This window comes from Paenibacillus sp. J22R160, from assembly GCF_059692135.1.
The window spans coordinates 267,733-294,680 of the sequence record NZ_JCAUAU010000001.1 but is presented as its reverse complement, the minus strand read 5'-3'; the positions used below and the strand labels follow the sequence as shown (position 1 = coordinate 294,680).

The 26,948-nt window shown below is 44.6% G+C and carries 18 protein-coding genes, 1 pseudogene and 1 other annotated feature (1 of these 20 running past the window's edge); of the genes and pseudogenes, 17 read left to right on the top strand and 2 right to left on the bottom strand.

The window, feature by feature from the left end; translation table 11 throughout:
* Positions 1–13: 13 nt before the first annotated feature.
* The 8 genes from AC58UW_RS01165 (at position 14) to AC58UW_RS01130 (ending at position 17,554) form a co-directional block, all read left to right on the top strand.
* A complete protein-coding gene (locus AC58UW_RS01165; RefSeq protein ID WP_497418890.1) occupies positions 14–1,270 on the top strand; it encodes an extracellular solute-binding protein in 1,257 nt (418 codons plus the stop codon).
* 38 nt (positions 1,271–1,308) lie between these two features.
* Positions 1,309–8,376: a DNRLRE domain-containing protein gene (locus AC58UW_RS01160; RefSeq protein ID WP_497418889.1), complete on the top strand. Its 7,068-nt coding sequence runs from the start codon at positions 1,309–1,311 to the stop codon at positions 8,374–8,376.
* Positions 8,377–8,534: 158 nt separating this feature from the next.
* The gene (locus tag AC58UW_RS01155) at positions 8,535–9,668 is read left to right on the top strand and encodes a glycoside hydrolase family 88 protein (RefSeq protein WP_497418888.1); all 1,134 of its coding nucleotides are present in this window, start codon (positions 8,535–8,537) and stop codon (positions 9,666–9,668) included.
* Between the two features lie 155 nt (positions 9,669–9,823).
* Positions 9,824–10,810 (top strand): ABC transporter permease, encoded by a 987-nt coding sequence (locus tag AC58UW_RS01150; RefSeq protein ID WP_497418887.1) that lies wholly within the window; start codon positions 9,824–9,826, stop codon positions 10,808–10,810.
* A gap of 12 nt (positions 10,811–10,822) precedes the next feature.
* A complete protein-coding gene (locus AC58UW_RS01145; RefSeq protein ID WP_497418886.1) occupies positions 10,823–11,698 on the top strand; it encodes a carbohydrate ABC transporter permease in 876 nt (291 codons plus the stop codon).
* 103 nt (positions 11,699–11,801) lie between these two features.
* A complete protein-coding gene (locus tag AC58UW_RS01140) occupies positions 11,802–13,493 on the top strand; it encodes an extracellular solute-binding protein (protein WP_497418885.1) in 1,692 nt (563 codons plus the stop codon).
* Positions 13,494–13,734: 241 nt separating this feature from the next.
* Positions 13,735–15,948: an AraC family transcriptional regulator gene (locus AC58UW_RS01135; RefSeq protein ID WP_497418884.1), complete on the top strand. Its 2,214-nt coding sequence runs from the start codon at positions 13,735–13,737 to the stop codon at positions 15,946–15,948.
* Positions 15,949–16,054: 106 nt separating this feature from the next.
* On the top strand, positions 16,055–17,554 hold the full coding sequence (locus tag AC58UW_RS01130; protein ID WP_497418883.1) for a glycosyl hydrolase family 28-related protein: 1,500 nt from the start codon (positions 16,055–16,057) through the stop codon (positions 17,552–17,554).
* A gap of 98 nt (positions 17,555–17,652) precedes the next feature.
* Here the strand turns inward: AC58UW_RS01130 and AC58UW_RS01125 are convergent.
* Positions 17,653–18,116: pseudogene (locus tag AC58UW_RS01125) on the bottom strand (hypothetical protein); the annotation flags it as partial.
* A 160-nt stretch (positions 18,117–18,276) separates the two neighbouring features.
* Between AC58UW_RS01125 and AC58UW_RS01120 the strand changes: the two are divergent.
* The 8 genes from AC58UW_RS01120 (at position 18,277) to AC58UW_RS01085 (ending at position 24,915) form a co-directional block, all read left to right on the top strand.
* Positions 18,277–18,879, top strand: a complete 603-nt coding sequence (locus tag AC58UW_RS01120; protein ID WP_497418882.1) for a TetR/AcrR family transcriptional regulator — start codon at positions 18,277–18,279, stop codon at positions 18,877–18,879.
* A gap of 5 nt (positions 18,880–18,884) precedes the next feature.
* A complete protein-coding gene (gene map, locus AC58UW_RS01115; RefSeq protein WP_497418881.1) occupies positions 18,885–19,628 on the top strand; it encodes a type I methionyl aminopeptidase in 744 nt (247 codons plus the stop codon).
* Between the two features lie 325 nt (positions 19,629–19,953).
* Positions 19,954–20,880: a polysaccharide deacetylase family protein gene (locus AC58UW_RS01110; protein ID WP_497418880.1), complete on the top strand. Its 927-nt coding sequence runs from the start codon at positions 19,954–19,956 to the stop codon at positions 20,878–20,880.
* 11 nt (positions 20,881–20,891) lie between these two features.
* Positions 20,892–21,650 (top strand): MOSC domain-containing protein, encoded by a 759-nt coding sequence (locus AC58UW_RS01105; RefSeq protein WP_497419312.1) that lies wholly within the window; start codon positions 20,892–20,894, stop codon positions 21,648–21,650.
* A gap of 188 nt (positions 21,651–21,838) precedes the next feature.
* Positions 21,839–22,255, top strand: a complete 417-nt coding sequence (locus AC58UW_RS01100; protein WP_497418879.1) for a hypothetical protein — start codon at positions 21,839–21,841, stop codon at positions 22,253–22,255.
* A gap of 427 nt (positions 22,256–22,682) precedes the next feature.
* Positions 22,683–23,297: a YdcF family protein gene (locus tag AC58UW_RS01095; protein WP_497419311.1), complete on the top strand. Its 615-nt coding sequence runs from the start codon at positions 22,683–22,685 to the stop codon at positions 23,295–23,297.
* A gap of 409 nt (positions 23,298–23,706) precedes the next feature.
* Positions 23,707–24,210 (top strand): hypothetical protein, encoded by a 504-nt coding sequence (locus tag AC58UW_RS01090; protein ID WP_497418878.1) that lies wholly within the window; start codon positions 23,707–23,709, stop codon positions 24,208–24,210.
* A 192-nt stretch (positions 24,211–24,402) separates the two neighbouring features.
* Complete coding sequence (locus tag AC58UW_RS01085; protein WP_497418877.1) at positions 24,403–24,915, top strand: hypothetical protein; 513 nt, start codon at positions 24,403–24,405, stop codon at positions 24,913–24,915.
* Between the two features lie 138 nt (positions 24,916–25,053).
* Here AC58UW_RS01085 and AC58UW_RS01080 read toward each other — a convergent pair whose 3' ends face one another.
* Positions 25,054–26,058 (bottom strand): methyltransferase, encoded by a 1,005-nt coding sequence (locus tag AC58UW_RS01080; RefSeq protein ID WP_497418876.1) that lies wholly within the window; start codon positions 26,056–26,058, stop codon positions 25,054–25,056.
* 118 nt (positions 26,059–26,176) lie between these two features.
* On the opposite strand from AC58UW_RS01080, the gene AC58UW_RS01075 reads away from it, so the two are divergent.
* A complete protein-coding gene (locus tag AC58UW_RS01075; protein WP_497418875.1) occupies positions 26,177–26,644 on the top strand; it encodes an ASCH domain-containing protein in 468 nt (155 codons plus the stop codon).
* A 266-nt stretch (positions 26,645–26,910) separates the two neighbouring features.
* Positions 26,911–26,948 (top strand) — a binding site (T-box leader) (it continues 230 nt past the right edge of the window).

Here is a 26,948-nt window from a genome sequence, read left to right as displayed (position 1 = left end):
GACGGTGGAGATCGTGAACTTTCGGTGGCAGAAACATAAAAAGAAGCTTGGGGCAACATTAACCATATCGGTATGTGTGTTCATGCTGCTGTGGATAATGCGGCTAAATCAAAATCAGCCTCTACAATATGCCCTGCAAACGGATGTTTCTTTGACAGCATGGATTTACAGCAAACCAGTCAGTGAGCTGCTAACCGATTTTCAAAATCAAAATCCCGGTATTCATATCCAAATTCGCACTTTCCGCTCGGAAGAGCAGCTTTATGAAGAGCTGATGGCAGCCATTTCCGCGCATGCACCTCCCCATTTTGCTGAAATTGGCAGTGCCTTTGGGATTGGAGAGCTGGCGGATACGGGGGCGCTGCTTCCCATGGACGAACGCATGTTACAGGACATAGGGCAGTCGATTGACCCGAGATACGCTAGTGCCTTTCAGTACAATAACCACCTGTGGGCAATGCCCTATGGCACGGCCGTTCCCGTTATTTATTACAATGAAAATTTGCTCAGCTATTCAGGTTTTTCGCCTAGCACCGAGGCTTTATCGTGGGATCAGCTGGTGTCCATTAGCATGAAGCTGACGCAGGATCACGATGGCGATGAGGAGACTGATATTTGGGGGCTTGTCATGGATCCTGAAACCCCTTGGTATTTGCGCAGCAGCATCTTTCTTCAAGCACCGGCATCCGAGAACAGGGCGGAACGCATGTTTCGATTATGGCACGATATGATCTATCGCTATCAAATGACGCCTCCGCTCAAGCATCACTTGGCCGTGAGTGATTTCATTAACGGAAACGCCGGCTTACTTTTATCATCATCAGAGAAAGAAATATTGCTGGAGCAATATATTGGCGGAACCTTCAAATTTGGCATTATGCCGTTTCCAGCATTTGGCGAAGAGGAGGCGTTTGAGGCACGCGTGAGCGGCTTTATTATGCTGAAGTCGGGTGCGGAGATGGAGAAAGCTGTACGCCAGGTTATGGAATTTCTGCTTACCCCAGCGATTCAACAACGTCTATTGCCTGAAGCTTCTAAGATCTCTATTTTGAAAAGCAGTGATCCTAATCGTGACGAGCAGCCGTTCTTATCACCACGAGAAAGTTCTATACAGAGACTAGCTGCGAGAAATCTGTATGTGCCTGCCTCAGAGACGAAGAGCAAGAAGCATTGGGATCAAATGTTTAAGGCCCAAGAACAGCTAGAAGCTTCGGAGAATGTATGTATCTCATGCTTAAGTGAAGCCACCGTGAATTTGAATAAACCTTGATGGATGAAACGACCTAGTACGAATAAGGAGGACTAATCATGCACCCAAATAAACGAACATTTCTGCGCCGTACTTATTCCTGTATGCTCTCTTTTATGCTGCTCTGGTCAACGATGATCTCTGTGCTGCCAGCTGCAGCTGCTACTGCTGAACCAGAAAAGGTGACACAGAATGCTTTATCACCTAGCGCCAGCGCTAGATTGCTTGAGTTAGATTTAAATATAGGCAGTCTTAATCCTATATTTAGCCCAGATACAACTGATTATACCGCTGCTGTTCCTGTTGCCTATGACCAGGTTACGGTAACGCCAGTTACAGAGGAGAATGGAGCGTCCGTCGCAGTTTCTATTAATGGGGAAAGCTCAACGACAGTGACGAGCGGAACCTACAGTTCTCCCTTGAAGCTGGAAATTGGCAATAATATCATTTCAGTAAAAGTGACGTCCAGCAACAGTGCATTAAGTCGCACTTATCGAGTTACGGTGCCTAAGACGGCTGTCGTTCTTCAGCAGGGCATCAATACCTATATGGGTACACAAGATGCGCATGTCAGTGAAGGTATTCATGGTGTAAAAAACACAGGCATGAATAACGCATTTGAAGTAGGGTATTACGATCCGTTAATGACGGATCGGAAGCTAGGGCTGCTGCGTTTTGACTTAGCTTCAATCCCTTCTCAAGCGATCGTCTCTGAAGCCAATCTTGATTTGTATCTAATGGGCACGCGTGTCCGTAATGGAAATTCTTTCTATAATAAAAATTTCTATCTTCACGAGCTGACTAGTGACTGGGTAGAAGGCACAGGAACTGGCTTTGATGGAACCGTAAACGCACCAGGTGTTGTTTGGAATACCAGACCATCTTACAATGATACAGTTACTTCGGTGACCTATAATAACAAAGTCAATGTAGGAACAACTCCGAACCAATGGTACTCTTGGCCGGTAACAAATTTAGTGAAAAGCTGGATTAACGGAAGCTTGCCTAATTATGGTGTGGTGTTGAAAGAAGCCGACACGACCAGCAATGCAGACACGTTGCCTTCAACGAAGGATTTTGCTTCCGCACAATACCCGTCAGCAGCAGCGCCGATTAATCTCGCGCTTAATAAGACAGCTACGGCTTCATCCATCTACAGTGGCAGCTATGCGGCACAACTGGCTATTGATGGCAACACAACGACCCGATGGGCGCAATCCAGTTCAGCATCAGGTCCAGCATGGCTTGAAGTAGATTTGGGAGCCAGTTATGCAATTGCAAGCACCAGCATCCTGTTTGAGTTAAATACGGGGTATCAGTACAAAATCGAATATTCGGAAGACAAGTCGAATTGGTTTGTTTATAAGGATAAATCAGGAGCTGTTACGACACAGCAGCAGAATAATGATACCAAGAATGTAACGGCAAGATACATGCGGGTGAATGCCAGCAATGTTAGTAATTTAGGAGCTAGCATTTTCGAATTTGGCGTCTATGCGATACCGAGCGAGTCATTGACACCGAAGTTAAGCTTGAACTATAAGCTGCCACTGCAAGGCGTAAAGCTGGACAGCACGCAAGTGACACTGAATGTTGGAGATGCTCCGATTCATGTTAATGCCTTTGCTAGACCCTTAAATGCCGTGGATACCAATGTGTTATGGTCAACGTCGGACACGGCAGTAGCATCGGTTGATGCAACAGGTAAGATAACTGCAATTGGGGCAGGGACAGCGATCATAAAAGCAGCAGTTGGAGGGTTTGAAGCTTTGCTGAATGTGACGGTAACCGCTAATTTCAGCAAAGGCACATTAGCCGATTTGAGTTTGAATGGCGCTAAGCTTGAACCGACTTTCAACTCGAATCAGTTTAGCTACACAGCGAAGGTACCATTAAACGCTAGGAAAATAAGTGTAGTGCCTACGGCTTCCGAGTGGAATGCGAAGATTACTGTTCGCAGCGGGGATGGACAGCCGCAAACGGTTAACTCAGGCAGCAAGAGCCTGCCCGTTGCTCTGGATTCTGGCAGAGCCACACTTATTGTAAGGGTCGAGTCAATTGAACCGCTGTCGCCAGGCGAAATAGGCGTACACGAGTATACGATTAATGTGGCATACAGGCAACTTGGTGGGGAAGCCGATAAGATTATCTCCAATTTTTTGGATCCGAATGGTAATGTAATGGTTATTGCGCATCGCGGGAATTGGCTCAACGGAAAGCCGGAAAATGGACTGGATTCTATCCGAGAATCGATATCTGAGGGCTTGGATATGGTCGAGTTGGATATTCGGAATACGCGAGACGGTGTGCCTGTTCTGATGCATGATGATACGATTAACCGCACCACGAACGGTAACGGAAGTGTTTCTTCCTTCACGCTTTCCGAGATCAAGAGCTATTGTCTCAAAACGCTCAGTGGAGCTGTAAGCAATCCTTGTGAAAAAATACCTACGCTAGAAGAAGCAATGCAAGTAGCTCGTGGCCATATCATGGTTAACTTGGATAACAAAAATCCGTTTAATCTGGCAAATCTGAATAGCATGTGGGAAATTCTCGAAAGAACAGATACGACGGATCATGCACTATATAAAGCGAATGGCTCCTATAAGTCTGTTATTACTACATTTATGAATCAATTTAAGGACTCGGCAAAGCAACCGCTGTATATGTTGCTTGCTACAGATCAAGCCACTGTCTATGATTACTTAAATCCGCAGACAGCGCAATTTCCTACACTTGCTGTTGAGCTAAGTTTCAGCAACGATGATGATCCGGTTATGGACCCGGCATTTCTAAAAAATATGCATAGCCTGGGAGCGAGAGCTTGGGTCAACACCATTTACTCGGTACCCGGCTTGGTAGGCAGACACGGGGATTATGCCTTCCTGACCGATCCGACGGCGGGTTATCCTTGGCTGTTGGGACGCGGAGTGGATATGTTTCAAACGGATACGACCTCGCTGTTGTTGAAGTATCTAAAGGATAGACTCAGTGGTGGAGGCGGAAATCCTGGCGTAACGCAAACGGTTGTCCTTCAAGATGGATTAAACGGCTATAAAGGGACAGCAGATACCCATGTAGCCGAATTAGCAACAAACAATAACCATCTGCATAACTTTGGGGGTAATTCCCTGATTAAAATGGGGCCAATCAATCCACTTATCAATTGGATGCCAGGTCAAGTATCGCAAAAAGTCAGCGCGATTACGGCAACAGGCTCAAGCCCAGCCAATCAAACCAAAGACAACCTATTGGACTCGGCTATAGCGACCAAATGGTTAGCTTTCCAGAACACGGCGATCCTTACCATGACGATGCAGCAGGCGACCAAGGTAGCGGGTTATGCGATTTCTTCGGCAGAGGATGTTCCAGGGAGAGATCCGCGGAATTGGACCTTTGAAGGCTCTATGGATGGTTCAGATTGGGTAACCTTGGATACAAGGACCAATGAAGTGTTCATTAATCGTAATCAAACCAAATTCTATAAAGATTTTAATAATCAAACGGCCTATGCGTACTATCGCTTAAATATTACGGCGAACAACGGCGAGCCTTATACTCAGATTGCAGAGCTTCAGCTCTCTGATGGTGGACTGCAAGTGAAAGATAGCCTAACGGGTGACCGTGGGTATGGTTTGGTCCAATTTGATCTTGCACCTGTTCCCCAAGGAGCCAAGGTGGAAAGCGCCAAATTGGAGATGTATCTGGTTGGAGCCGGCAACGTGACCGATCCGTCGATATCAAGAGATGTAAAGCTGCATAAAGTGACGGCAGCATGGGCGGAAGGGAATGGAACGGGAACAACGGGCAGCACGATACCGGATGGTCAAAATTGGGTAAGTTGGGCAACGAAGCCACCCGTTTCGAGCAGCGTATCTGCCAAACAAACGATAGGTACGGAGTTGTATAACTGGTATTCCTTTGACACCACGAAGCTTGTAAGCGATTGGCTGGCTGACAGCAGCACTAATTTCGGAGTCATGCTAGATCCGGGAGAAATCTCTTATGCATTTTCCTCTTCTGAGAATGGGGTGCAGAACTGGAGTCCAAAGTTAACGGTTACGTATTCGATACCAGTAACGGCAATTGATGTGGCACCGAAATCAGCTACGCTAAAAATTGGCGAGCAAACGAAGCTGACGGCCGCTTTACAGCCAGCTAACGTGACGAACCACAATGTGGAATGGAAGTCAGCGGATAAGACAATCGCAGCCGTTAGTGCAGACGGTATCGTGACAGGAGTTCGTACAGGGATTACGACCATCACGGCAAAGTCACTGGATGGAGGCTTCGAAGCAACAGCGGAGATAACCGTCGAATCTTCAGGCATTAACGCCAATCTTTCTGGCTTGTCACTTAGTAGCGGAACATTTACCGAAGCCTTTGTCAGTAGCCTAGAGCATTATACGGCCATTGTACCGGAAACATTCAATCAGGTTCAGGTCACACCGATATCAGAGGATAACCTATCCACGATAACCGTATCACTCAATCACGGAGAAGCGAAGCCGGTCATAAGCGGCCAGCCAAGTGATGCGCTCCAGCTTGAGATAGGGAACAATTTGATTAGTGTGTATGTTTCATCACCAGGAGCCCAGGTGCAGCGTACGTATACGATCGAAGTGGCCAAAACAGCTGTCATTCTCCAAGACGGGGTAGGTGGCTATAATGGGACCACCGATACCCAGATTTCCAAAGGAACTGGAGGCCAAGGCAATAAATATTATCAATACAACCTTGGAGCGCAGCATGGCATGGAGGTCGGGTATTACAATCAAAATGTTATGGATGAAAAATATGGACTTATCCGATTCGATCAATTACCTATTCCGCAAGGTGCAACGATTACGAGTGCATCACTGAATTTGTATCATTTTGGTTCTCGTGGAAGCAACGGAACAATAGCGAATGCAGATAAGGAAATTTTTGTACATCAGGCGAATGCGCCTTGGGTTGAAGGTAGGGGCGGCAATAGCACAAGCAATGACGGCAGCCCTGGCGAGCCTGGTGAGGTAACATGGGAAAGCTACATCACCAACCTCAGCAATTCCTATGATCCTGCTGTGGTTGATAGTTTGGTTGTGACGCAAAGTCCGAAATGGAACACATTTGATATTACTGGGGTTGTGCAAAAGTGGACTGCGAATCCTGAATTAAATGACGGCGTCTTGCTGAAACGTGAAACCTTCGCGGACACGAGCAATTCAAACATGATTGGTACGAAGCAATTCCGTACATCCGAATACAGCACAGTTGAACAAAGACCTTATTTGCGTATTGTATATGAGATGGCTTTGAAAGGTATTGAACTGGATCGTTCTGAGTTAACACTTGGTCTTGGAGGAGGAGCCAAACAGCTCAAAGCTAATCTGATCCCGTTTAATGCGGTTGATCAGAGCGTGGTCTGGGCTTCATTGGACCAAACAATAGCTGCCGTAGACAATCAGGGTAACGTGACTCCAGTTGGTGAAGGAAGTACATTCATTACAGCAACTAACGGAATTGGCGTCCAAGCCCAAGCTAGAGTAACGGTTCGGAAGCCTAGTACGCAAGCAGGGTTGACAGGGCTGGAGTTATCCGCAGGTAAGCTAGATCCTACTTTCGCTACGGATACGTTAGTCTACACAGCAGCAGTTCCTTTAAGTACGGCAAGCCTCACGCTGACACCAACAGCTGAAGATGTTAACTCGCTCATTACCGTGCGTACCGGAAGCGGTGAGCCGCAGACGGTTGTAAGTGGTACTCCAACGCTGCCAATTGCGATCAATGATCAGAATGAAATCATGATCCATGTGACGTCCGAGGATGGCCAGATGATCCGTGAATACAAAGTTATTATCGCGCAGCAATTTGGTCTCAGCAGTCTAGGTGTATCAGCAGGCACTTTATCTCCAGCCTTCGCAAACAACGTGCTGCAATACGCTGTAGATGTTCCTGCAAGTACTACAGGTATATCGATAAAACCAGTTGTCATGGATCCGTTGTCAACGGTTCATGTGATTTCGGGTACTGGTGATTCACAATTGGTAGAAAGCGGTACAGACAGCCAATTGATTGTGCTGAATCCAGGCTTGAATGTTGTATGGGTTCAAGTAGAATCGATAAATCGATCTGTGAGTAAGACATTTTATATGGCTATTTACCGAAAATCTTCCGAAGTTTCTGGTGGATCGGGAGGTGGTGGAGGCGGTCAGGGTTCTAATGCCCCCGTATTGCCAGAACCTTTGAAGCTTGATGACGAGCTTTCCGTGCAGTTGCCTGTGGAAGAGGCAGGTTTAAAGCTGACACTCAAAAAGAGTGATGAAACAGTAAGTGTCGGCAATTATACGGCACTAAGCCCGGTATTTGAAATCATGAAGGATAAAACAGGCACAACAACTAAGCCATTAATCCTTACTTTTGCTTTCAATGCTTCCCGCGTGGGAGCGGGCAGACCTTCTGTGTTCCGCTATAACGAGAATCAAGGGAAGTGGTTGGAACTAGGTGGCGATGTAAAAGGTGAAACCATATCTGTAGCTGTCTCAGATGTAGGCAAATTCGCCGTGCTATTGATTCAGCCTGAATCAGGGTCAGGGTCAGAGACGGGATCACTTGCTAGCTGGCCTGATGTGAAGTCTCATTGGGCAAAGCAAACGTTCATCACTGCATTTGAGAAAGGAATTATCAACGGTTATGCCGATGGAAATATGAGACCGGATGAGCCGATTACACGCGTGCAGTTCGCGACAATGCTTGTGCGTGCACTTGGACTCAAAAGTCCTTCTACCGGCGTTGCTTTCGCTGACAAGCTGGATATACCGGATTGGGCTGCCAGCCAGATGGCATCGGCAGTGGAAGCAGGTATACTGACGGGCTACGAGGATGGGACATTGCGTCCGAACGTGTTAATTAACCGCGCTGAAATGACGACCATGCTGCTGCGGGCTTATCATGTGAACGCAGGAGATCAGGAAGACGGCTCCTTTAAGGATGAAGCTTCCATTCCGAGCTGGGCAAAATCTTTTATCGCAAAAGCTGCAGAACTTGGCATCATTTCAGGATATGAGGATGGCACCTTCAAGCCTATGAATGGTGCAACAAGAGCAGAAGCTCTAACTGCGTTGTTACAAATGGCACAAGCCAAATAATAGTAGCGAAAGCCTTGTCTCCCAAGGCTTTCGCTTTTTTTATGTTCGGGGGAGATTATGACCATTTTTATCCACCTGTTAATCTAACAAAAACATGTATATTGAGCCGCATGCGCTGTTCTGCTTATGCTAGGAGCACAATGGATGGGAGTGAAAGCATGAATAGAACAGAGCAATGGATAGAAGATGCATGGAACGCAGGGATCAGCAAGGTGATGAACACAAGCCAGCGAATCGGAGACGCATTCCCGCACGGCTCGCATGATGGACAGTTTCAACTCATGTCGCCGCACTATTGGACGGCCGGCTTCTGGCCTGGATTGTTATGGCTCGTCTATAGAGAAGGGCAGGCTGACGAATTACGGGGACTGGCTGAGAGCTGTGAAGAGCAGCTGGATAATGTGCTGCATAGCTACGAGCAGCTGGATCACGATATGGGCTTTATGTGGACACTGACCTCTATCGCCAATTGGCAGTTGACTAGGAATGAGAAATCAAAACGTAGAGCGTTGATGGTCGCCAGCCATCTGGCAGGCCGTTTTAACTTGCAGGGCAGTTTTATCAGGGCTTGGAACCATCCCGAGCGTGTCGGATGGGTGATCATTGACTGCATGATGAACCTCCCTCTTCTGCACTGGGCATCAAAGCAATCCGGCGATCCCCGGTTCAAGCATATGGCCATCGCACATGCGAAGATGGCTGTGAAACATTTTATACGCGAGGACGGTTCGGCTTCTCATGTTGTATGTTTCGATCCAGAAACCGGGGAACGGACGGGAGCACTCGGCGGTCAAGGCTACGCAGAGAATTCCGCTTGGGCACGAGGCGCAGCGTGGGCCATTCATGGCTTTATTCTGAGCTATCAGCATACGGGAGATAACGAATTCTTGGAAGCGGCGGAGCATGCAGCCAACTATTTCCTGACTCACCTTCCAGCGGATAAGGTGCCGTATTGGGATTTCCGACTACCTTCTTTCGAGGGGGCGCCGAGGGATTCAAGCGCAGCAGCCATTGCGGCAAGCGGGCTGTTAAATTTGGCAGCTGCCTGCCAGAGTGAGCGGGCTTCTTTTTACAAAGATCAGGCGTGTGCCATCCTTCAATCCTTATCCCAGAACTACGTGGCAGGTGATTCAGAAGAAGCGATCCTTGTAGCGGGCACAGGCAATTTGCCAGGCAATCAGAACATCAATAAGCCTTTAATCTATGGCGATTACTTTTATATGGAAGCCCTGTCCAAGCTGCGAGGTCATTCCTCCTTCTGGGAACCGGAGTCACAAGTCGCACAAAAATGATATTTATTTACAGGTGTATGAATAGAAAAAGTGTATATTGCTGCTCAACTATCCGCACAGCAAGCGCCTGTTAACTCATCGAAATCATGTATATTGTGCGTACGAACCAAAGCCCGGTAAGATGGGCTCAATTACAAGACGAGGAAGTGACAGCAATGAATAAGACGCTCCCGCCACCCTCGCCAGCCATCACAGGTCAGCCGCAAGCTGCTGCCAAGGCCAAACCGAACTGGTTGGTAAGGAAGTATGGAAAGCGGGTATTGAAACAGAACATTCCCTTATATATCATGTTTCTGCCTATCATGATTTTCTTTCTGGTCTTTAAGTATTATCCGATGACAGGCCTCGTGATCGCCTTTAAGAAGTACAGCTTTATTAAAGGGATATGGGGCAGCCCTTGGGCAGGGCTCAGCTCGTTTAAGCTGATTTTCAGCAACGATCAAATGGTTGATATCATTTGGAATACGCTGCTCCTCAGTGGACTCTCGATTGTAATCGGCTTTCCGGTCCCGATCATTCTTGCGCTATTACTCAATGAAGTGAGGAAAATGGCGTTCAAACGAATGGTTCAAACGTTCGTTTACCTTCCTCATTTTCTCAACTGGGTCATCGTCGGGGGCATTGTCATTACCATGTTCTCCCAGAATACAGGCACAATTAATCATGTGATTGAGCGGGTTTTTGGAACGACCATCCCGTTCTTATATAACGAGGTAACATGGACAGGGATCTATATCGGATCGGGGGTATGGAAAGATGCCGGTTGGGGAGCCATCATTTATCTGGCGGCGCTGACGTCCATCGATCAAAGTTTATATGAGGCGGCAAGCATAGACGGAGCCAATAAGTGGCAGCAGATGCTTCGAATTACGCTGCCGGGCATTTTGCCAACAATCATTATTATGTTGATTCTGAAAATAGGCCACCTGATGGAAGTAGGCTTCGATCAAGTGTATGTCTTACAAAACGATGCGGTTTCGCAAATATCGGAAGTCATTAGTACGTTTATGTACAAAATTGGGGTTCAGCAGGCGAACTTCAGTTTAGCTACTGCGATGGGGCTGTTCGAATCCCTTGTCGGATTGGTGCTAGTTGCTCTAGCGAACCGGATCGCGCGTCGTTTTGGTCAAGGCCTATGGTAGGAGGAGAAACTCATGAGCAGCACTAGAGGAGAGAAATGGTTTTATGGCATTAACTATGTCATTTTGTTTGTGATCGGTATGAGCTGCCTGCTTCCGCTCGTTCATATTTTGGCAATGTCCTTAAGCGACAAACATGCCTTGATGTCCGGAGTGGTGAGCCTCTGGCCAGTGAATTTGGACTTTAGCGGTTATGAAGCCTTGTTTAAGGAAACGCCGATCTTGAGATCGCTTGCAAATAGTTTGATTATTACAATCGTAGGTACCGTTCTTAATATTAGTTTTACAGTACTTGCTGCGTATCCATTGTCGAAGCGCTATTTTATCGGACGTAAAGTGTATTCGTTCGCCATCATTTTTACGATGATTTTCTCGGCAGGATTAATTCCGACTTATTTGCTTCTCAAAAGCTTGGGCTTACTAAATAACTATGGCGCTTTATGGCTGCCTGGGTTAGTGAGCGTCTGGAACCTGATGGTGTTAAGAAGCTTTTTTGAAGCGATTCCTGAGGAGCTGGAAGAGGCTTCGCGAATCGACGGCTGCTCCGAGTGGAGGCTGATCCTGCAAATCGTATTGCCGTTATCGATACCGGTTATTGCGGCATTATCGCTTTTTTACGGTGTTAGTCACTGGAACGCTTTCATGAATGTGCTAATTTATATCAATGATGCAAGCAAGTTAAACTTAACGGTTCTCGTTCAGCAGCTGATTCAGAACCAAAGTCTTATGCAGGAGATGGCGAATACGCAGCCTGAAATGGCTATGAAGCTAACGCCAGAAGGAATGAAGGCGGCGGGTGTCATTGTCATGACGCTTCCGATGCTAATCGTGTACCCCTTTTTGCAAAAGTATTTTGTTAAGGGTGTCATGATCGGAGCGGTCAAAGGATGATTTACCAAATTAAGGAGGTGATCCAGCCCTTCAAAACGTGTTAGATTTAGACAATAACGAACATGTATAGCGGCGGATAATTCACTAAGGGGGACAACTTAACATGAAGACAAACAATTTGATGAAAACGGCATCAGTGACATTAGCTATGGTTGTTTCGAGCTCAGTTTTACTTACAGCTTGCATGGCGGGTAAAGAAGCGGCGAATACGGCGGCCTCTACGCCTGGCAGCGGGGCAGCTGCAACAGCAAGTGCGAGTGCGAAACCGGCAGGACCCAAACCGAAAATTACCGTTTCCATCTACGATCGGAATGCGGTTCCTGAGGGAGAAGGCACGATCACGAATAATCGCTGGACGAAGTGGATTAACGAAAATGCACCGGTTCAAGTTGAATTTATTCCCGTTCCTCGTACAGGTTCAATTGAGAAATTTAACGTCTTGTTTGCATCGGGCGGGGCGCCTGACTTGATTATGGAGTTTTCGAATCCGTACATGAAGGATCTGGCATCCAAAGGGCAAATCATCCCGCTCGAAGATGCGATTTCCAAATATTCGACGAATTACAAAAAGCTGTTCCAGGAAAATCAGAACATTCAAAAGCTTACCAAATTTAACGGTAAAACGTATTTCTTCGGAAGAACGACACCGTTTACGTCGAACCACTTCCTGATGATCCGCAAAGATTGGCTTGATAAGCTCAAGCTTCCAATGCCTACGACAACAGAGGAATATCTGAAGGTTGCTAAGGCGTTCACCGAGCAAGATCCGGATGGAAACGGTAAAAAGGACACGCTCGGAACAACATTCTGGGATGTCGATTATTTCTTCCAATTAGGTCAAGCGAGTGATGAGTTAATGCCGATGTCGTCTATTACTTCTTATCATTTGTTGAATGATCAATATACACGGACTTGGGACCGACCGAAGGCCGATCTGGCATTCAAGAAAAGCCTATATGACGCAGGTGCCGTAGATAAGGATATTTTTGCCGACAAAACCGGCGCGAAAGCACAACAGGACTGGGTCAACGGCAAGCTCGGCATCTGGGGGTCTGGCGGTATAGAAGGAGCGACAGTCTTCACAACGTATGAGACGTTCAAGAAAAACAACCCATCGGCAGAAGTAGCGATCCTTCCGCTTCCGAAGTCGGAATTCGGCCAGTTTTCACCAGCAGCCAACCCCAACATGCAGTTTGTAGCAGGAATTAATGCGACAGCCAAGAATGTAGAAGCCGTCGTGAAATATGTCGATTGGCTGATGACACCAGACGTGCAGAAGACGCTCATGTTCGGAATGGAAGGCGTACACTTCAAGGTTGGCAGCGACGGATGTCCGAAACCGATCGATCTGGAGAAAAATAAAAAAGAGCTGAGCTGGAACGGCGACTTCCAAATGATGACTCAGACCGGCACCATGGGCAAATGCGTTGAGTATTCGAATCAGCTTGATCCAAATAAACCGCTGGACAACGAATATTTGAATTTGATTGCACAAGCACGCGCAGCGTATATTACGCCAGATCGTCCAAATACAACCGAGGCTATTCTGCCAGTCAGCTTACCGGATGATATGACGGTCATTAAAAATACGCTCAAAACGACATTAACGAATACGTATACGAAAGCGATTGTAAGCGGGGCAAGCTATTCCGTTGACCAAGCCATGAAGGACGCGCAAGATACTTGGGAAAAGGGCGGCGGCAAAGGCGTCGACGAGTTCTTGAAGAAAGCTTATACCGATAACAAGAACGATGTTATTTTCACCAAAGATTATTATAAGTATCTGAACAAATAAACCGCAGCTGAGCTGATCTCATCAATCAGTGGCAACGCCAGCTCGATGAGCGTGGATGATGTCAAGGTGAGCTATAATCCGTAAGGACATTTTCACTCTAAAAGGCCTCTCTAGCGCTAATCAGGCGCATGAGGCCTTTTCACCATGTGTGTCTATGCAGCGAAATTATGTATATTGCCCACGTATCGGGGCTGTATGATAAGATAGTTGTACTAATCATGCTAAGGAGAGAATTTCATCCATGAGAAGAAAATGGTTTCATCGCTTGCTTCTTTCCTATTTACCGGTACTCATCATGATAGTTTGCTTATTTGTTTTTATCGGGATTGTGCAGCTCAATGACCTGTCCAGAAAAGAAGCGATGAAATCAAGTCAAGTTTATGTTCAAAATATCCAAAACAGCATCGACATGTCCCTGAGGTCGATTGAGATTATGATGCTGGAGACGAATACGAGAAATGTGAAACTCACGTCCTTTGTTGGCATGGAGAGCGATTCTTCGTTTATCATTGAGCTTTCGCAGCTGCTTCAAAACATGACAACTTCGAATGCATGGATCGATTCCGTTTATATTTACAGAGCGGGTGACGGAACGATTGTTAGCGATAAAACGATTTTAAATATTAAACAGTTCGAGGATAGCGCTTACATTGAAAGTAACGTGAATCATCCACAAAAAGGCCGATGGAGTGTTCCACGCACGTTCCGCACCATTCAGAATGGGAATCCCGTAGAAGAGAGCATCATCTCCATCAGCAGCGGCGTGCCCATTAATAGCAAGGGGATTGGACTTCTTGTTGTGAATATCAAGATGTCTGCGATTCAAGAACTTTTGGAGAAATACGGGAATTCGGAAGTTAACAAAATCGCGGTTAGCGATACCGAGGGCAATCAACTGTTCGGAGCTTCCGGCATGGAAGCGAAAGCCGGTGATACGACGCTGGTGTCGGGATATACGGGTTGGAAGTATTCGAATAGCTTCAAGACGGAAGGTCTTGGCAACATTTATTTTTATATGACAAGCGGTTGGTTCATTATTGGATTCCTTGGTATGCTGATCGGAATTGGCTGGGTCGTCTATATTACGCGTCAAAACTACAAACCGATTGAAACGATCATGTCGCGCATCCAGAAATATAACCAGGTGCACAAACATAATCCGATTCAAGGCCTTTCGGTTGATGAGCTTACTTATATCGATTACACGCTGAGCACCATGATCGAGGTAAGTGAGGAATACGAGACACAGTCCAAGGTAAATGAAAAATATAGACAGCTTATGTTGTTTAAGGAGCTCGTTGAAGGAAGCAATCCGATTGATCGGGCGGAATGGGAAGCGGAGCTTCGCCAGATGGGCATTGCTTCCTTCGGCAGCGCATCGGTCAGCATTGGCGAGATCGACAAATATATCGACTTTCTGAGTCAGCATTCACGGAAGGATCAGGGACTTTTCAAGTATATTTTGAAAAAGGTCGTCGAAGAGACGGCTGAAGCGAAAGGTCTTCGCATTTGGCAGGAATGGATCACGAATCACCGGTTGTGTATCATCTTCTTTGAAGAGCAGCAACAGCCTGCGGAATCGCTTATGCTCGAAGTATCCGAGCAGGTGCGCAAGTGGCTGCAGGATAATTTGAATTTAACGGTAACATTTGGGTTAGGTAACACCGTATCGGAAGCAAATGTCATCGTGCAGTCCTATGAGGCGGCTGCAAGGGCGCTTGATTATAAATCAGCGCTTGGCAGTAATCGCGTAATCGGACATTGGGAGATCGAGCTGCTGTCGCACGATGATCTCTATGTGTATCTGCAATATGTGCGCACGATCGCTCAAGCGTTCCGGGTAGGCAATGACGGCTGGGAGGAGCAATTGCGGCTCCTGTTTGAAGGGCTGCGCAGATTGATGCTGCCGAGAGAAGAAATTAGCGGTATTCTAAGCTATATGAACTATTATTTTTACCGGGAAATGATGGAGCTGCCTCCGGATTATCAAGAGCTGTGGAATCGCGAGTTTCGAACCCCTTGGGATGAAAATATGGATGCTCTTGAGACGTTGGAAGAGCTGGAGTTTTTCTATTCGAAGACACTCAACTCTGCTGCCAGAAAAATAGAAGCGATCCGCGAAAGCAAAGGGAATCATGGCGTCGTACAGAAAGTGAAGGAATATATCGAGGGCAATTTCAACAATCCCGATCTGTCCCTATCCAGTCTAAGCGATCAGTTCCATATGAATGCCTCCAGCTTGAGCACTTTGTTCAAAGAGGACTTCGGCGAGAAATTCGTCGTCTACTTATGCCAGGTTCGGATGGAGCATGCGAAGGAGCTGCTGCGTGGCACGAACCTTCCGATTCAAGAAATTTCGGAGCGGGTCGGCTACCTACATCAAATGTCCTTCATTCGTGCTTTTAAGAAAATGATCGGAACCACGCCTGGCGACTATAGGAAGGTGCATCAGTAAGGATTGTTGAGAAAGGCATGCCGATGCATACGAACCGTACACCTTTGTGCAGTTCGGTTTGCAGTCTGCGCCTTATATAACCTGTGAAACCAAGGAGAGATAGCCCATGCAAACAATGATTGAGACATACGCCGTACCATCGATTTACACGGAATCGACCTACTTTTCGGTAAAAGCTAGCGATAGGACCGTTCCGGTCATTTCCTTTTTGACGGATCGCGATTATGATTATGCTCATTTCTCTTTTGCTGGCGCTGCTGCCATCACCATCAAGGTGTGTGAGCCAATCGTCAGCTATTCCATTAGCCCGTTGGCCTTTGAAATCCAAGGTACCGTGAACGGGAATGAGCTTTCTTTTGACCTGCAGGAATCCCGCTATTTAATCGTGAAAATCAATGATTTGAAAGAGCTGGTCCTAGCAGCTGACCCCCTTGAAGAGAACCCTCCTTCTTCCATTGGGGATCGAATTTATCATATCGTTACGGACTTTCATGCCGATAACACGGGAACAACGTTTGCCACTTCTGCTATACAAAATGCTATTAACGAGGCTAACTCTGCCGGCGGAGGGATCGTCTATGTGCCCGAGGGCGTGTTTTTGATCGGTAATCTGACACTGAAAAGCCATGTTACTCTCTATTTAAAAGGCGGGTCTGTCCTTCGAGCGTCGAATAGGAGAGATGACTACACCTTTGATTTCCATAAGGATAGTTTGAACTTAGACGGCACGTGGCTGATTCAAACTGAGCCTGAGTCAACCGGTATTGCCATTATGGGGAGAGGAACGATCGATGGCAATGGGTCTTGGCTGCGAGCGAATCAGAGCTTTGTCAGCAATCTGATCATTCCATTGGCAACATCACATTTTACGATTGATGGCATTATCGGGCGAGATGCCGGTCTATGGGCGCTCATTCCAACTCGTTCCAACCATATTAACATTACGAACTATAAGGGCTTTCAATCGTTAGTTGACTACGAGGATGATGCCATTGACATCGTTGAGTCGCAGCATGTGCTTGTTCAGCACACGATCGCCATTTCGGAGGATGATCCGTACTCTACCAAAACATGGGATGAAACGACGGATATTGCCCGGAATTGGCCGGGCACGCCGCAAGCGCTGGAGCATGTGATGTTCCAGGATGTTATCGCATGGACCTGCTGCGCTGCTTTTAAAGTAGGCATGGGGGTTCAGCAGCCTCAGCGGCATGTAACGTTTCAAAACGGTTACGTCTACCAAACCAGCCGGGCCATTGCGGTTCATCATCGATTCGGCACAGCTGTCGCGGAAAATATTACGTTCGAGAATATTGATATCGAGCAAGTCATTCATCATCGAAACGGGCCCTATTGGCTGCAATTAGAGATTGAAGAGCATTTTAGAGGGATAGGGCCGGTTACGCATGTAACGTTAAGGAACATCAAAGTTCGAGATGCCGGGCAGCTGCCGTCGAAGATAAGGGGTAAGGATCAATTTAAAATCGAAGGCGTTAGCTTTGAACAGATTTTTATGCCGGGCAGCGCGGAGCCTGCGGTTTCGTTGGAAGAGATGAACATTTTGGACTGTGAATTGTATACGATTAAAGACAGGCTTCCCTCGTAGCGGGGGCAGCACTAGCATGGGATTCGGCAGTTAATGCTGCGATATGATAACGGCGGATGCTTAAAAAAAGTTGGTCGGGGTCCCGACCAACTTTTTTTTTACTTAAAGTCGCCTAGCAAATAATTGTAGAAGGGTTCGTCCACCCAGAACTTATAGGAGTCGACGTTCAAGCTGGCGTTGATTTTCTTGCTGGAATTTGTTCTTCTGCTCAACGTTATTAAATTCAAACTCAATGTCGTATTCCTTGGCATAGGCTATGAAATTTCCGTTCTCAATTTGGACGACTTGATAATCCTCCGATTGTGTCGGTTCGCCCCACTCTTTTAAATAGATAAAGGCAGACGTTTTGGGCTCTAACTGTACTTTCGCCTGGATGTTCTCGCTGCGCAGCAATCCGATTAACCTCATCAAAAACAGAACGTAAATCCGTTGATGAAATGATGTCCTCCGTATGCCAGGCCTCATTAATTTTACGGAATATATCGTCGTCGGAAGTCGTTCCAAGATAATGCTTGTATTGCCCATTAAAAGTAAGAATTTTACCAAGCAATTCGGTAGCAAAGGCTTTGATAGTTTATTGAAATATATCAGTTAAGATAATAGGTGTCAATAAATAGGCAGTCAGAAAATACAGGCGCATAGAAGAAGTACTTGATCCCTACTTTTAAATGAGGTATATTAATTTTACATTGACATTACAGCAGGTCTAAAAAGGAGGAGCTATGTCACCACGTACCAAAGAACAGAATGATGCGATCCGGGTGATGCGGATGGACCAAATTATGCAAGCGGCTGCGGAAGTATATTTGGAGAAGGGCATTCAATTGGAAATACGCGATGTTGCGGTCAAGGCAGAGCTCGGCTACGGAACCGTGTATCACTACTACAAAAATAAGCACATGCTCTTGGAAGACTTACTATGGGATGCCCTGAGCCGAACAGAGTCGGCCGTACTGCCCGCTTTGACGGGGGATGGCGGCAGTTTGCTTAAAGCTGAGCTGTTCTCCAGGCTGCTCCTGCGCAAGTGCATTCAGGATCCTTCCGTGTATATTTTGCTTAAATCGGTTGTAGATAATTTTCATCATTTCCCGGGAAACCGGTTCATCAAGCTGTTTGCCGATTTTCAGGAACGGATCTATTTGCCGTTTGTGGAAATGATTCGTGAAGGAGTCAGTTCCAAATCACCGGAGAAAACAGCTAATCTGATATTTGGCTCGCTTGTTGGCTGCGCAGCATTGAACATCCACCACAATATGCGCAGCGAGACGGATGTGGAAGGGATCGTCGATATGATTTTTTCAGGCATACAGTCAAAGGAGAGATGAATGGTATGGTCATCCTGAAATCGAGAGCAGAAATTGAAGAAATGAGAAAAGCCGGCCGAATTGTCGCTGCTTTTCATCAAGCAATCGCAGGTATGATACGACCAGGTGTCACGACACTCGATATCGAGTCGTTCGCGCTGCGGTTCCTGAAGGAGAATGGCGCTAAGGCTTATACGATTGGCTACAACGGCTATCCTTTTGCGACATGTGCGTCTGTCAACGACGTCATTGCGCATGGTTTTCCGAACCGGAAGCTGCTCAAGGAAGGCGACATCGTCACGATCGACATCGTCGCGGAAGCGGATGGCTGGATCGGCGATTCAGCTTGGTGTTATGCGGTCGGAGAAGTCTCGGAAGAAGCCCGTAATCTGATGCGGGTAACGAAGGAAAGCTTATATCTTGGTATTGAAAAAGCTGTTGTCGGAAACCGGATTGGCGATGTGATGCACGCGGTTCAAACCCATGCCGAGCGTAACGGATTCTCGGTAGTGCGCGATCTGCTCGGTCATGGCGTAGGAAGGGAAATGCACGAGGAACCTAATTATACCCACGTCGGGAGTCCGGGCAAAGGGTTCCGCTTGAAGGAAGGGATGGTTCTTACGATTGAGCCGATGCTAAATGCCGGTAAAGCGTTAATGACAATTGATGCCGATGGATGGACCGCCAGAACCGCTGACGGCTCGCTTTCCGCACAGTACGAGCATACGATTGCCATTACAGCGGATGGCCCGATTATATTGACCGCATAATAGAATTCGTTCCTTTTATTTGTTCAAATTTGATTTCAATACGGTGGGCTGCCAGCATCAGTGGCAGCCTATTTTTGTGGCGACGTCTGAATGATTGACAGAAAATTGAAGGCAGGAAATTAATGAGGGGGATCCAAATGAAAGTAGGCTTCAAAAAAAACCTGATTCCGACAGAGGAACTTGGGAACAAATCCTAAAACATTTAAAAATATTAACAAAGGAAAATTCGTACAAACAAGCGATTTTGAAGCATATATTGAGTATTAGACCTATGGTATATTTAAATCAGCTTTGTTACTTGTTAAAATGGGAAGGACGACCGGCTATGAGCAATAAGTTTCTGATTATTAATTGTGATGATTTCGGTCAAAGTGCGCCGACGAACAAGGCCATTATGCATTTGCTTGAGGAACGCAAGGTATCATCGGCTACGATGATGGCTCCTGCTCCCGGGTTTGAAGAAGCGGCGGAATGGTCAAGGAAGAGACGGCAGTCCAACATTGGACTGCACTTGACCTTAACCAGTGAATTCGACGCGCTGCGCTGGAAGAGCTTGACGGGTGACGCGTCCTTACATGATGAGAACGGGTATATGCACCAAACGGTAGAGGCATTCGAGCGAAAGGTCCATACAGCTGCTGTTGTAAGGGAACTCGATGCGCAGTATGAGCTCCTGCGGAGTTATGGCATTCCCATTACGCATGCTGACAACCATATGGGCAGTTTGTACGGCGTAGCTACAGGGAGAAGTCACCTCCCTCAGGTGTTGAGGAAATGTGCCAAGTGGAACATACCTTTCCGACTGTTCCGTAAAGTACATCCTAGCGACACCGTGTTAGCCAAGATTCCTGGCGTGGAACGGATCGTCGCTAAGACGTCAGCGCTTGCAGGTTTATTCGGTGTTGCGATTCCCGACTATTTGTTATCCCATCCTGTTGCCGAGGAAGAAGGGGAAACGTACGAAAGCTTTAAGCGAATGATGATTGCCAAAATGTACAATTTACCGGAGGGCATTAGTGAAACTTACATTCATCCAGGCGTAGAAGACACAACGATGCTTCAGACCATCCCTCACTGGGAGAAACGTGTCTGGGAGTACCGCCTCATGCTTGAAGAAGATTTTTCTTATGCGATTAAGGATGCCGGTGTCATTTTAACCGACTACAGGTATATCCACGAGCAAGGCCAAACATCTAGAATATCCAGAGTACGATCGGCCTTGACGCTAGCACGCGAGCTGATAAGAAGATAACGTTCTCATTTATATATAAACGAAGGCGAAATTGTTATTCGGAGGGGAGTAATCTGGCATCGATAGTTGGTCAAATTAATGAAATACACAGATATCCTGTGAAATCATTCGCAGGAGAGAGCTTGGAAGTTTGTGCAATTGATACATATGGGTTATATGGGGACCGTTTTTGCGCTTTTCTTGATGAAACAAAGGGGGGCTGGAATAGCTTTATCACGGCTAGAAATATCCCTAATATGCTCACTTATAAAGCTAATCTCGTTGATGAGGGAATACGCATTACATCACCTAATGGAAGAACCTTTGGTTGGAATGAAGAACTTTTAGATGAAATTCAAGGATACTACAAAAGAAAAATCTCAATGTCAGACTATAAAGCGCCGAACCCTGAGGACCCTGGCCTTATGTCTGTTGACCAAGCTAGTATCCTTATTATTTCAGACTCTTCGCTGCGAAAGCTTGAAGGCATATGGGGGAAGCAACTAAATAAACAACGTTTTAGAGCAAACTTGGTTATCTCACTAGATGAAGAAACATTTAACGAAAAGGATTGGCTTGGAAAGCAGTTATCTATAGGGGAAGTAGAGTTACAAATCGAATCTTATTGTGAGCGTTGTTCAATAATAACGATTGACCCGGATACACTTGAACGCGATCCTATATTGTTGAAGAAAGTAAATGAGCAAATGAATTTAAGTTTTGGTGTATATGCCTCTGTTAAAAAGACGGGTTCGATTCATGTCGATCAGAAGGTTTATTTATATGATTGAATAACGGTACGAAAGAGAGTAGACGGCAGCCAGCGGGTTGTCGTTTTTTCGGCTAGGAGGGAGGTTAGGCTAACGGTAGGATGGTCTCCTACCAAGACATGGCCGTAAGAGTATATGATAATCAAAATGGTTCGTCATTTCGGTTGCGAATTGTTTGAGAGGAGTGGGGTCTGATCCAATCAATTCAATTGAAACTAGAAACATATATTAACAAATATTTGGACTTGTGGGACTTTTACGGCGTTATTCAAGTCACCCGTAAAGGTGAAGTGCTTTTTGAGAACGCATACGGATATGCAAGTATCGAGTTCGGGATTAAAACGATACAAAATCGTGCTTCTCAATTGCTTCCATTTCAAAACAGTTTACTGCTTTTGCGATGGATCATTGGTAAAGCAACAAGAATACCGATTTTAGAGGATCTTCGCTTACGAGAACGTGCTAATTGGGGTGACATATCAGGACAAACCTTTCAGGAGTTTGTTGAAATGTGGAATCGGTGTACGAGAGAAAGGGACTTTTTGCCTCCCATCGGAGATTCTGCAAGAATTGCTGGTGAGCGTTTGTCTTCATGTCTATTAGAGATATCAGTTCAATACCCTTAGGAAAGCATTGTTATAGTGACTCACGGCGGATTGATTACAGACTATTTACTAAATGAATTTTCTCAAGATGAGCTGAATAAAAAACACCCGAATTTTATAGTTGAGCAAAGCAATTTGGTTGCAGATGCACTAAAGTTAGTTGTGTCGCTGAGGGCTTTAAATTATTTGATTTTGCCAACATTACTCATTTACATTGTTAATGCTGAATGATAACTCCATGAACAATAAGTACGCGCGGCTACCCCGGTAAAATAGGCAGCCTGTAAGCTAACGGGAGTTATGTTAATTAAAATACAAAAAAATGGAATGCAGAAGAGCTACTGGAATATTAATTTTACATAACCTTTAAGGAGTGATATCTATTCTAAAGAAACCAATTCCCAAATACCCAGAAGTCCCAAAGCTTACTAATAAACAAATTGAGGAAATGACTAATATTTGTTTTCTTAAGATTCATGAGCCATTATCTTGTGATGCAATTTTTTTGTTTGGTGGGTCTCATCCTGGTAATTTTGAAAAGCCTTTGGAAGCATATCAAAAAAAATTAGGTAGAGCTGTTATTATCACAGGAAACAACAGTACATGGGGGATGATACATCCTTCTTGGAAATATGGGGACGTACCCCAAGCGGGAGTTATTGTATCATATCTTATTTCTAATGGTGTTCCAGAGGATGCTATTGTGTATGAAGAACGTTCTAAAAACTCCTTAGATAACGTCTTGTTTGCAAAAGAAATATTCGATTTTGATAAGATAGATAGTTTGTTGTTTATCACAAAAAGTTATGGTGCAGGGCGACAATGGAGATTATTAACAAAGCATTTTCCACAGCATATTAAGTATGTTCCATATCCATTTGATACAAATTTTTCAGATGATGAGCCTACTATGACAAGGTACAATTGGATGAATACACCTAAAAATTGCTCCTTAGTATATGGGGAATACTTGCGTATAGTTTGCTATGGAAAGAAGGGGGATATTACCCCCTTAGACAATCAGATAGAGGGTCTTGAAAATTACGTATCAGAGTATTGTTAACCAATCGTATTGCGCTAAGTTGCGCTAACGGGAGATTTGTTTAATTGTGCAATCATGAACACTTTATTGCGTATGTATAAGTAATACAATTTGTGGAGTTGATGGAAGTGCCAATCACATCATTATATATTACGTATGGAAAATGACTCAGAGCTGGAAAGCTTTAAGGGAACAACCAAAATCATATTTCATCATTCAAAGAATCATCGCAAGCGTTTTCGCATTAATTGGTTTATCTTTATTATTATTGACTCACCTTTTTCACTACCGGGCAGATTTGCGGAATTGATTGTCATATCGGACCGAATTAAGCATTTATCAAATCATATTATTTTTATTTCACTCACAAAAATTTCCTATCTTTCGAAGTTATCTATTGATCAAATATCATTCATAATTGAGGTGCTAAATGAAAAAAGAAGACTGGCTTGAATCATTAGATAAAGACAACAGGGAAAAAGCAGATAATCTAATAATCGCTTTCGAAAAATTAGGGCATCCCAATCCTTTATATGGCACATTCATGGAGATGACTGATAATAATTCAGCTGAGTTGGCACGATTTAGATTCCTATATGGCTTAAAAAGGAGTTTGAACACAGATTTTGATGATCCCGAGAAATATGTTAATGATTTAATTAAACATGGATACCCAGATACTAAAGAAGTCATAAAAAAGATGGTTGATGCAGATATAAGCGTCAATGAGATTATTTCAGTTGTTAAGTCATTTTTTTGGGATGGGATGTATTGGACAGTACAGCAGATCGGAGATCCTGATTTTGATAATTTAGACAGAGATAAAAATATAAAATTTCCTAGATGGTCACTTCAAGAAGTTGATGAAAAAGGTAAATCAACAGGTCGAGGAGTTTACAACCTAAATGATGATATGAGCTGGGTTAAAAAATAAACATTTGTATTAAAGTCACTTGCTGATGGAGTGAAAAAGTGAAACACAGTGCTAACGGGGAACAATAGTTGAACGAACAAGGGAGCAGATTGCCGCGGCAGTTGCTCCCTATTTTATTAAACTAAAGGGCAGGATAGTTTAGTCACTTAACGAATTATTTAAATATCCTACATCAGTGAGGGGGCGACGTTTTTGAATGCAATTTTAAAAGACTCTGAACAGATTCAATACTATACATACCTTGGACCAATATTCGAGGCACTTCAAAATCGACAACACGATTATAATTGGTTATTAACAGATTTAGAACTAAACTGGATACCAGATGATTTTTTGAACTACTTCGAAAAATATCAAATAAACAAAGGGGCTTGGGATAGAGATAATAAATACTGGATTTCAGGCGAACAATTGACAAACTTAATTAGCATAAATAAAATCCAATTTATTTGGGGTGTAATATCAGGGTTTAAAAAGTCGGAGATGATTGATATTAATAATTTGAGCGTTATTCCGTTTGCTGATGGTAACCCAGGGTTTTGGAAACCAGGAGCCAAAGTTCAACATCCAAAAGCTGAAGTAGAAATTGTCTGTTGGGATTCTGGACTTACCCTCATGATAAGTAAAGACCAGTCCTTAATTAAAAGCTTTATGGATTTTTTTAAAGACGCAATAGACCTTGATGAGTACAATTTGGAAGACTGATATTCAGTACGTCATTCAACTAACGGGACACGATAGTTAAATTAAACAGGGTATCATGTAGCAGCTGCTCCCTTTTTCCATTGAAAGGGTAGGATCGGTCAAACTCATCTCGAATATATTAGTATAGGCGTAGAAGTCCTATACTGGTATTCCTTCGATAATAAAATTGTTCATTGGCGTAGGGATTATTTTCGATAATTTAAATCCTGCTTTTTCGAACAGTTCGCTAAACTCTGCTTCCGTTCGCTCTTTTCCAGTTAAGAGCACAGCCATTTCCAAATCTACAAAATTGAGAAAGGGATCAGATTCGTTACCTGTTTCAATGACATTTTCAATTAATATAATTTTTCCATGATCAAGTATTCCTTGTCTGCAATTTTGAAGGATCTTGACGGACTCTTCATCGCTCCAGTCATGAATAATACTTCTTAAAATATAAGCATCTGCGCCAATAGGAACAGATTCGAAGAAACTTCCAGCGATACATTCGCAACGATTATCAAGCCCTGCGCTCTGGATGAATGTTTTTGTTCCGTCAATGACAGCTGGAAGATCATAAATCGCTCCTGTAACATGAGGATGTTTGCACAGTATGCCTTCCATCAATCTGCCATGTCCACCACCGATATCGATAATTTTGTTGAATGGAGAAAAGTCGTATACTTCAAGCATAGGTCCAATTATTTTAGAAAAACCTGACATCGCATTATTAAAAATCTCTCCAGCTTCTTGGTTCTCCGATAAGTATTCGAAGAAGGGGATGCCATATGTTTTCAGAAAGGCGGGTTCCCCGGTTTGAACGGCATGCAGAAGGTTACTCCATGAATTCCTATCCCATTCTTCTCCTACCATAATGGCTATGCCTCTTGCAGAACCTTTAATTTCTGTCTGTAGGAATACACCAAGCGGACCAATTTCAAAGCACTTATTATCCAACTCTTTGAATATCCCGGCGCTTGAAAGCGCTCGCAGTAGACGATATAGCGTAGGTGCATGAGTTTTTGTTTCTATAGCAAGTTGTTCATGGCTTTTAGAAGATTCTTTTAACAAATCCGGAATGCCCAACTTCGCCACAACGGATATGGATTGTTGAATCCATCCACCAATAATCAATTGGTACAACTGCTGCGACTCGCCTGCCATGTGATCTCTCCTTCATTTGATAAATTTAAGATTAAATTTATTCGCTTCTCATAACATGTAGAACGGTGCGGCGAGATCTAAATTCAATATGTCTGAAAGAAAGTAGGTTGATAATAATATGGAAAATGAATCGGCTATTCAGTTATGGGAAGACTACCGTAAAATAAATGCAGATGCACCAAAAGAATATGTCGCATGGGCATTCGGAGACTCAATTGAGATGGCTGATGAACTTGCCAAATTAGTATTAGAAGGAACAAAAACAGCAACTGCAACTACCTGTACGTTTTTCGAAGTGCGAAAAGAACCAATACCAACTGTTGGTCAACACAACATTATTCTTGATGGCAACGAAAATGCTGTTGCAATTGTGGTAACCACGCATGTGAGCGTTGTTTCATTTGATGAAGTTACCGCTGAACATGCATACCTTGAAGGAGAAGGAGACCGTACATTAACATATTGGCGGCACGTTCACGAACTTTTCTTCAAGAAAGAATTGGAGAACATGAATCGAGAGTTCCATTATAAAATACCGATAGTATGTGAATGGTTTCAGATAATTTATAAGAAAAATAATAAGTAATGAGTTATTATTCACAGGTGTTGAATCAGAATGAATAAATGCTTGGTTGTGTCAGTGATGTTGTTACAACAGGTTTTCTTTAAGGTTCCGATGATAAAGTGGTTAGTGCTAACGGTAACGACATGACGGCAGCCGGTACACGATCGACTGCCGTTGTCCGTTGAAGTAACGGGCAGAATAGTTAAATTAAGACAAACACGGATTTTGACATAAGTTTGACTAGATGATATATTTTTGTTAAAATTATTTAAATATTCAAAAAACAATATTCGGCTATGATGAGAAAAGTAATTTAGATTAATTA

Bases quoted from the DNA above. Each gene is read 5' to 3' on its own strand.
- AC58UW_RS01140 (WP_497418885.1), top strand. From the start codon at position 11,802: ATGAAGACAAACAATTTGATGAAAACGGCATCAGTGACATTAGCTATG.
- AC58UW_RS01150 (WP_497418887.1), top strand. From the start codon at position 9,824: ATGAATAAGACGCTCCCGCCACCCTCGCCAGCCATCACAGGTCAGCCG.
- AC58UW_RS01075 (WP_497418875.1), top strand. From the start codon at position 26,177: ATGGAAAATGAATCGGCTATTCAGTTATGGGAAGACTACCGTAAAATA.
- AC58UW_RS01135 (WP_497418884.1), top strand. From the start codon at position 13,735: ATGAGAAGAAAATGGTTTCATCGCTTGCTTCTTTCCTATTTACCGGTA.
- AC58UW_RS01080 (WP_497418876.1), bottom strand. From the start codon at position 26,058: ATGGCAGGCGAGTCGCAGCAGTTGTACCAATTGATTATTGGTGGATGG.
- AC58UW_RS01090 (WP_497418878.1), top strand. From the start codon at position 23,707: ATGAAAAAAGAAGACTGGCTTGAATCATTAGATAAAGACAACAGGGAA.
- AC58UW_RS01160 (WP_497418889.1), top strand. From the start codon at position 1,309: ATGCACCCAAATAAACGAACATTTCTGCGCCGTACTTATTCCTGTATG.
- AC58UW_RS01095 (WP_497419311.1), top strand. From the start codon at position 22,683: ATGACTAATATTTGTTTTCTTAAGATTCATGAGCCATTATCTTGTGAT.
- AC58UW_RS01155 (WP_497418888.1), top strand. From the start codon at position 8,535: ATGAATAGAACAGAGCAATGGATAGAAGATGCATGGAACGCAGGGATC.
- AC58UW_RS01130 (WP_497418883.1), top strand. From the start codon at position 16,055: ATGCAAACAATGATTGAGACATACGCCGTACCATCGATTTACACGGAA.
- map (WP_497418881.1), top strand. From the start codon at position 18,885: ATGGTCATCCTGAAATCGAGAGCAGAAATTGAAGAAATGAGAAAAGCC.
- AC58UW_RS01120 (WP_497418882.1), top strand. From the start codon at position 18,277: ATGTCACCACGTACCAAAGAACAGAATGATGCGATCCGGGTGATGCGG.
- AC58UW_RS01145 (WP_497418886.1), top strand. From the start codon at position 10,823: ATGAGCAGCACTAGAGGAGAGAAATGGTTTTATGGCATTAACTATGTC.
- AC58UW_RS01110 (WP_497418880.1), top strand. From the start codon at position 19,954: ATGAGCAATAAGTTTCTGATTATTAATTGTGATGATTTCGGTCAAAGT.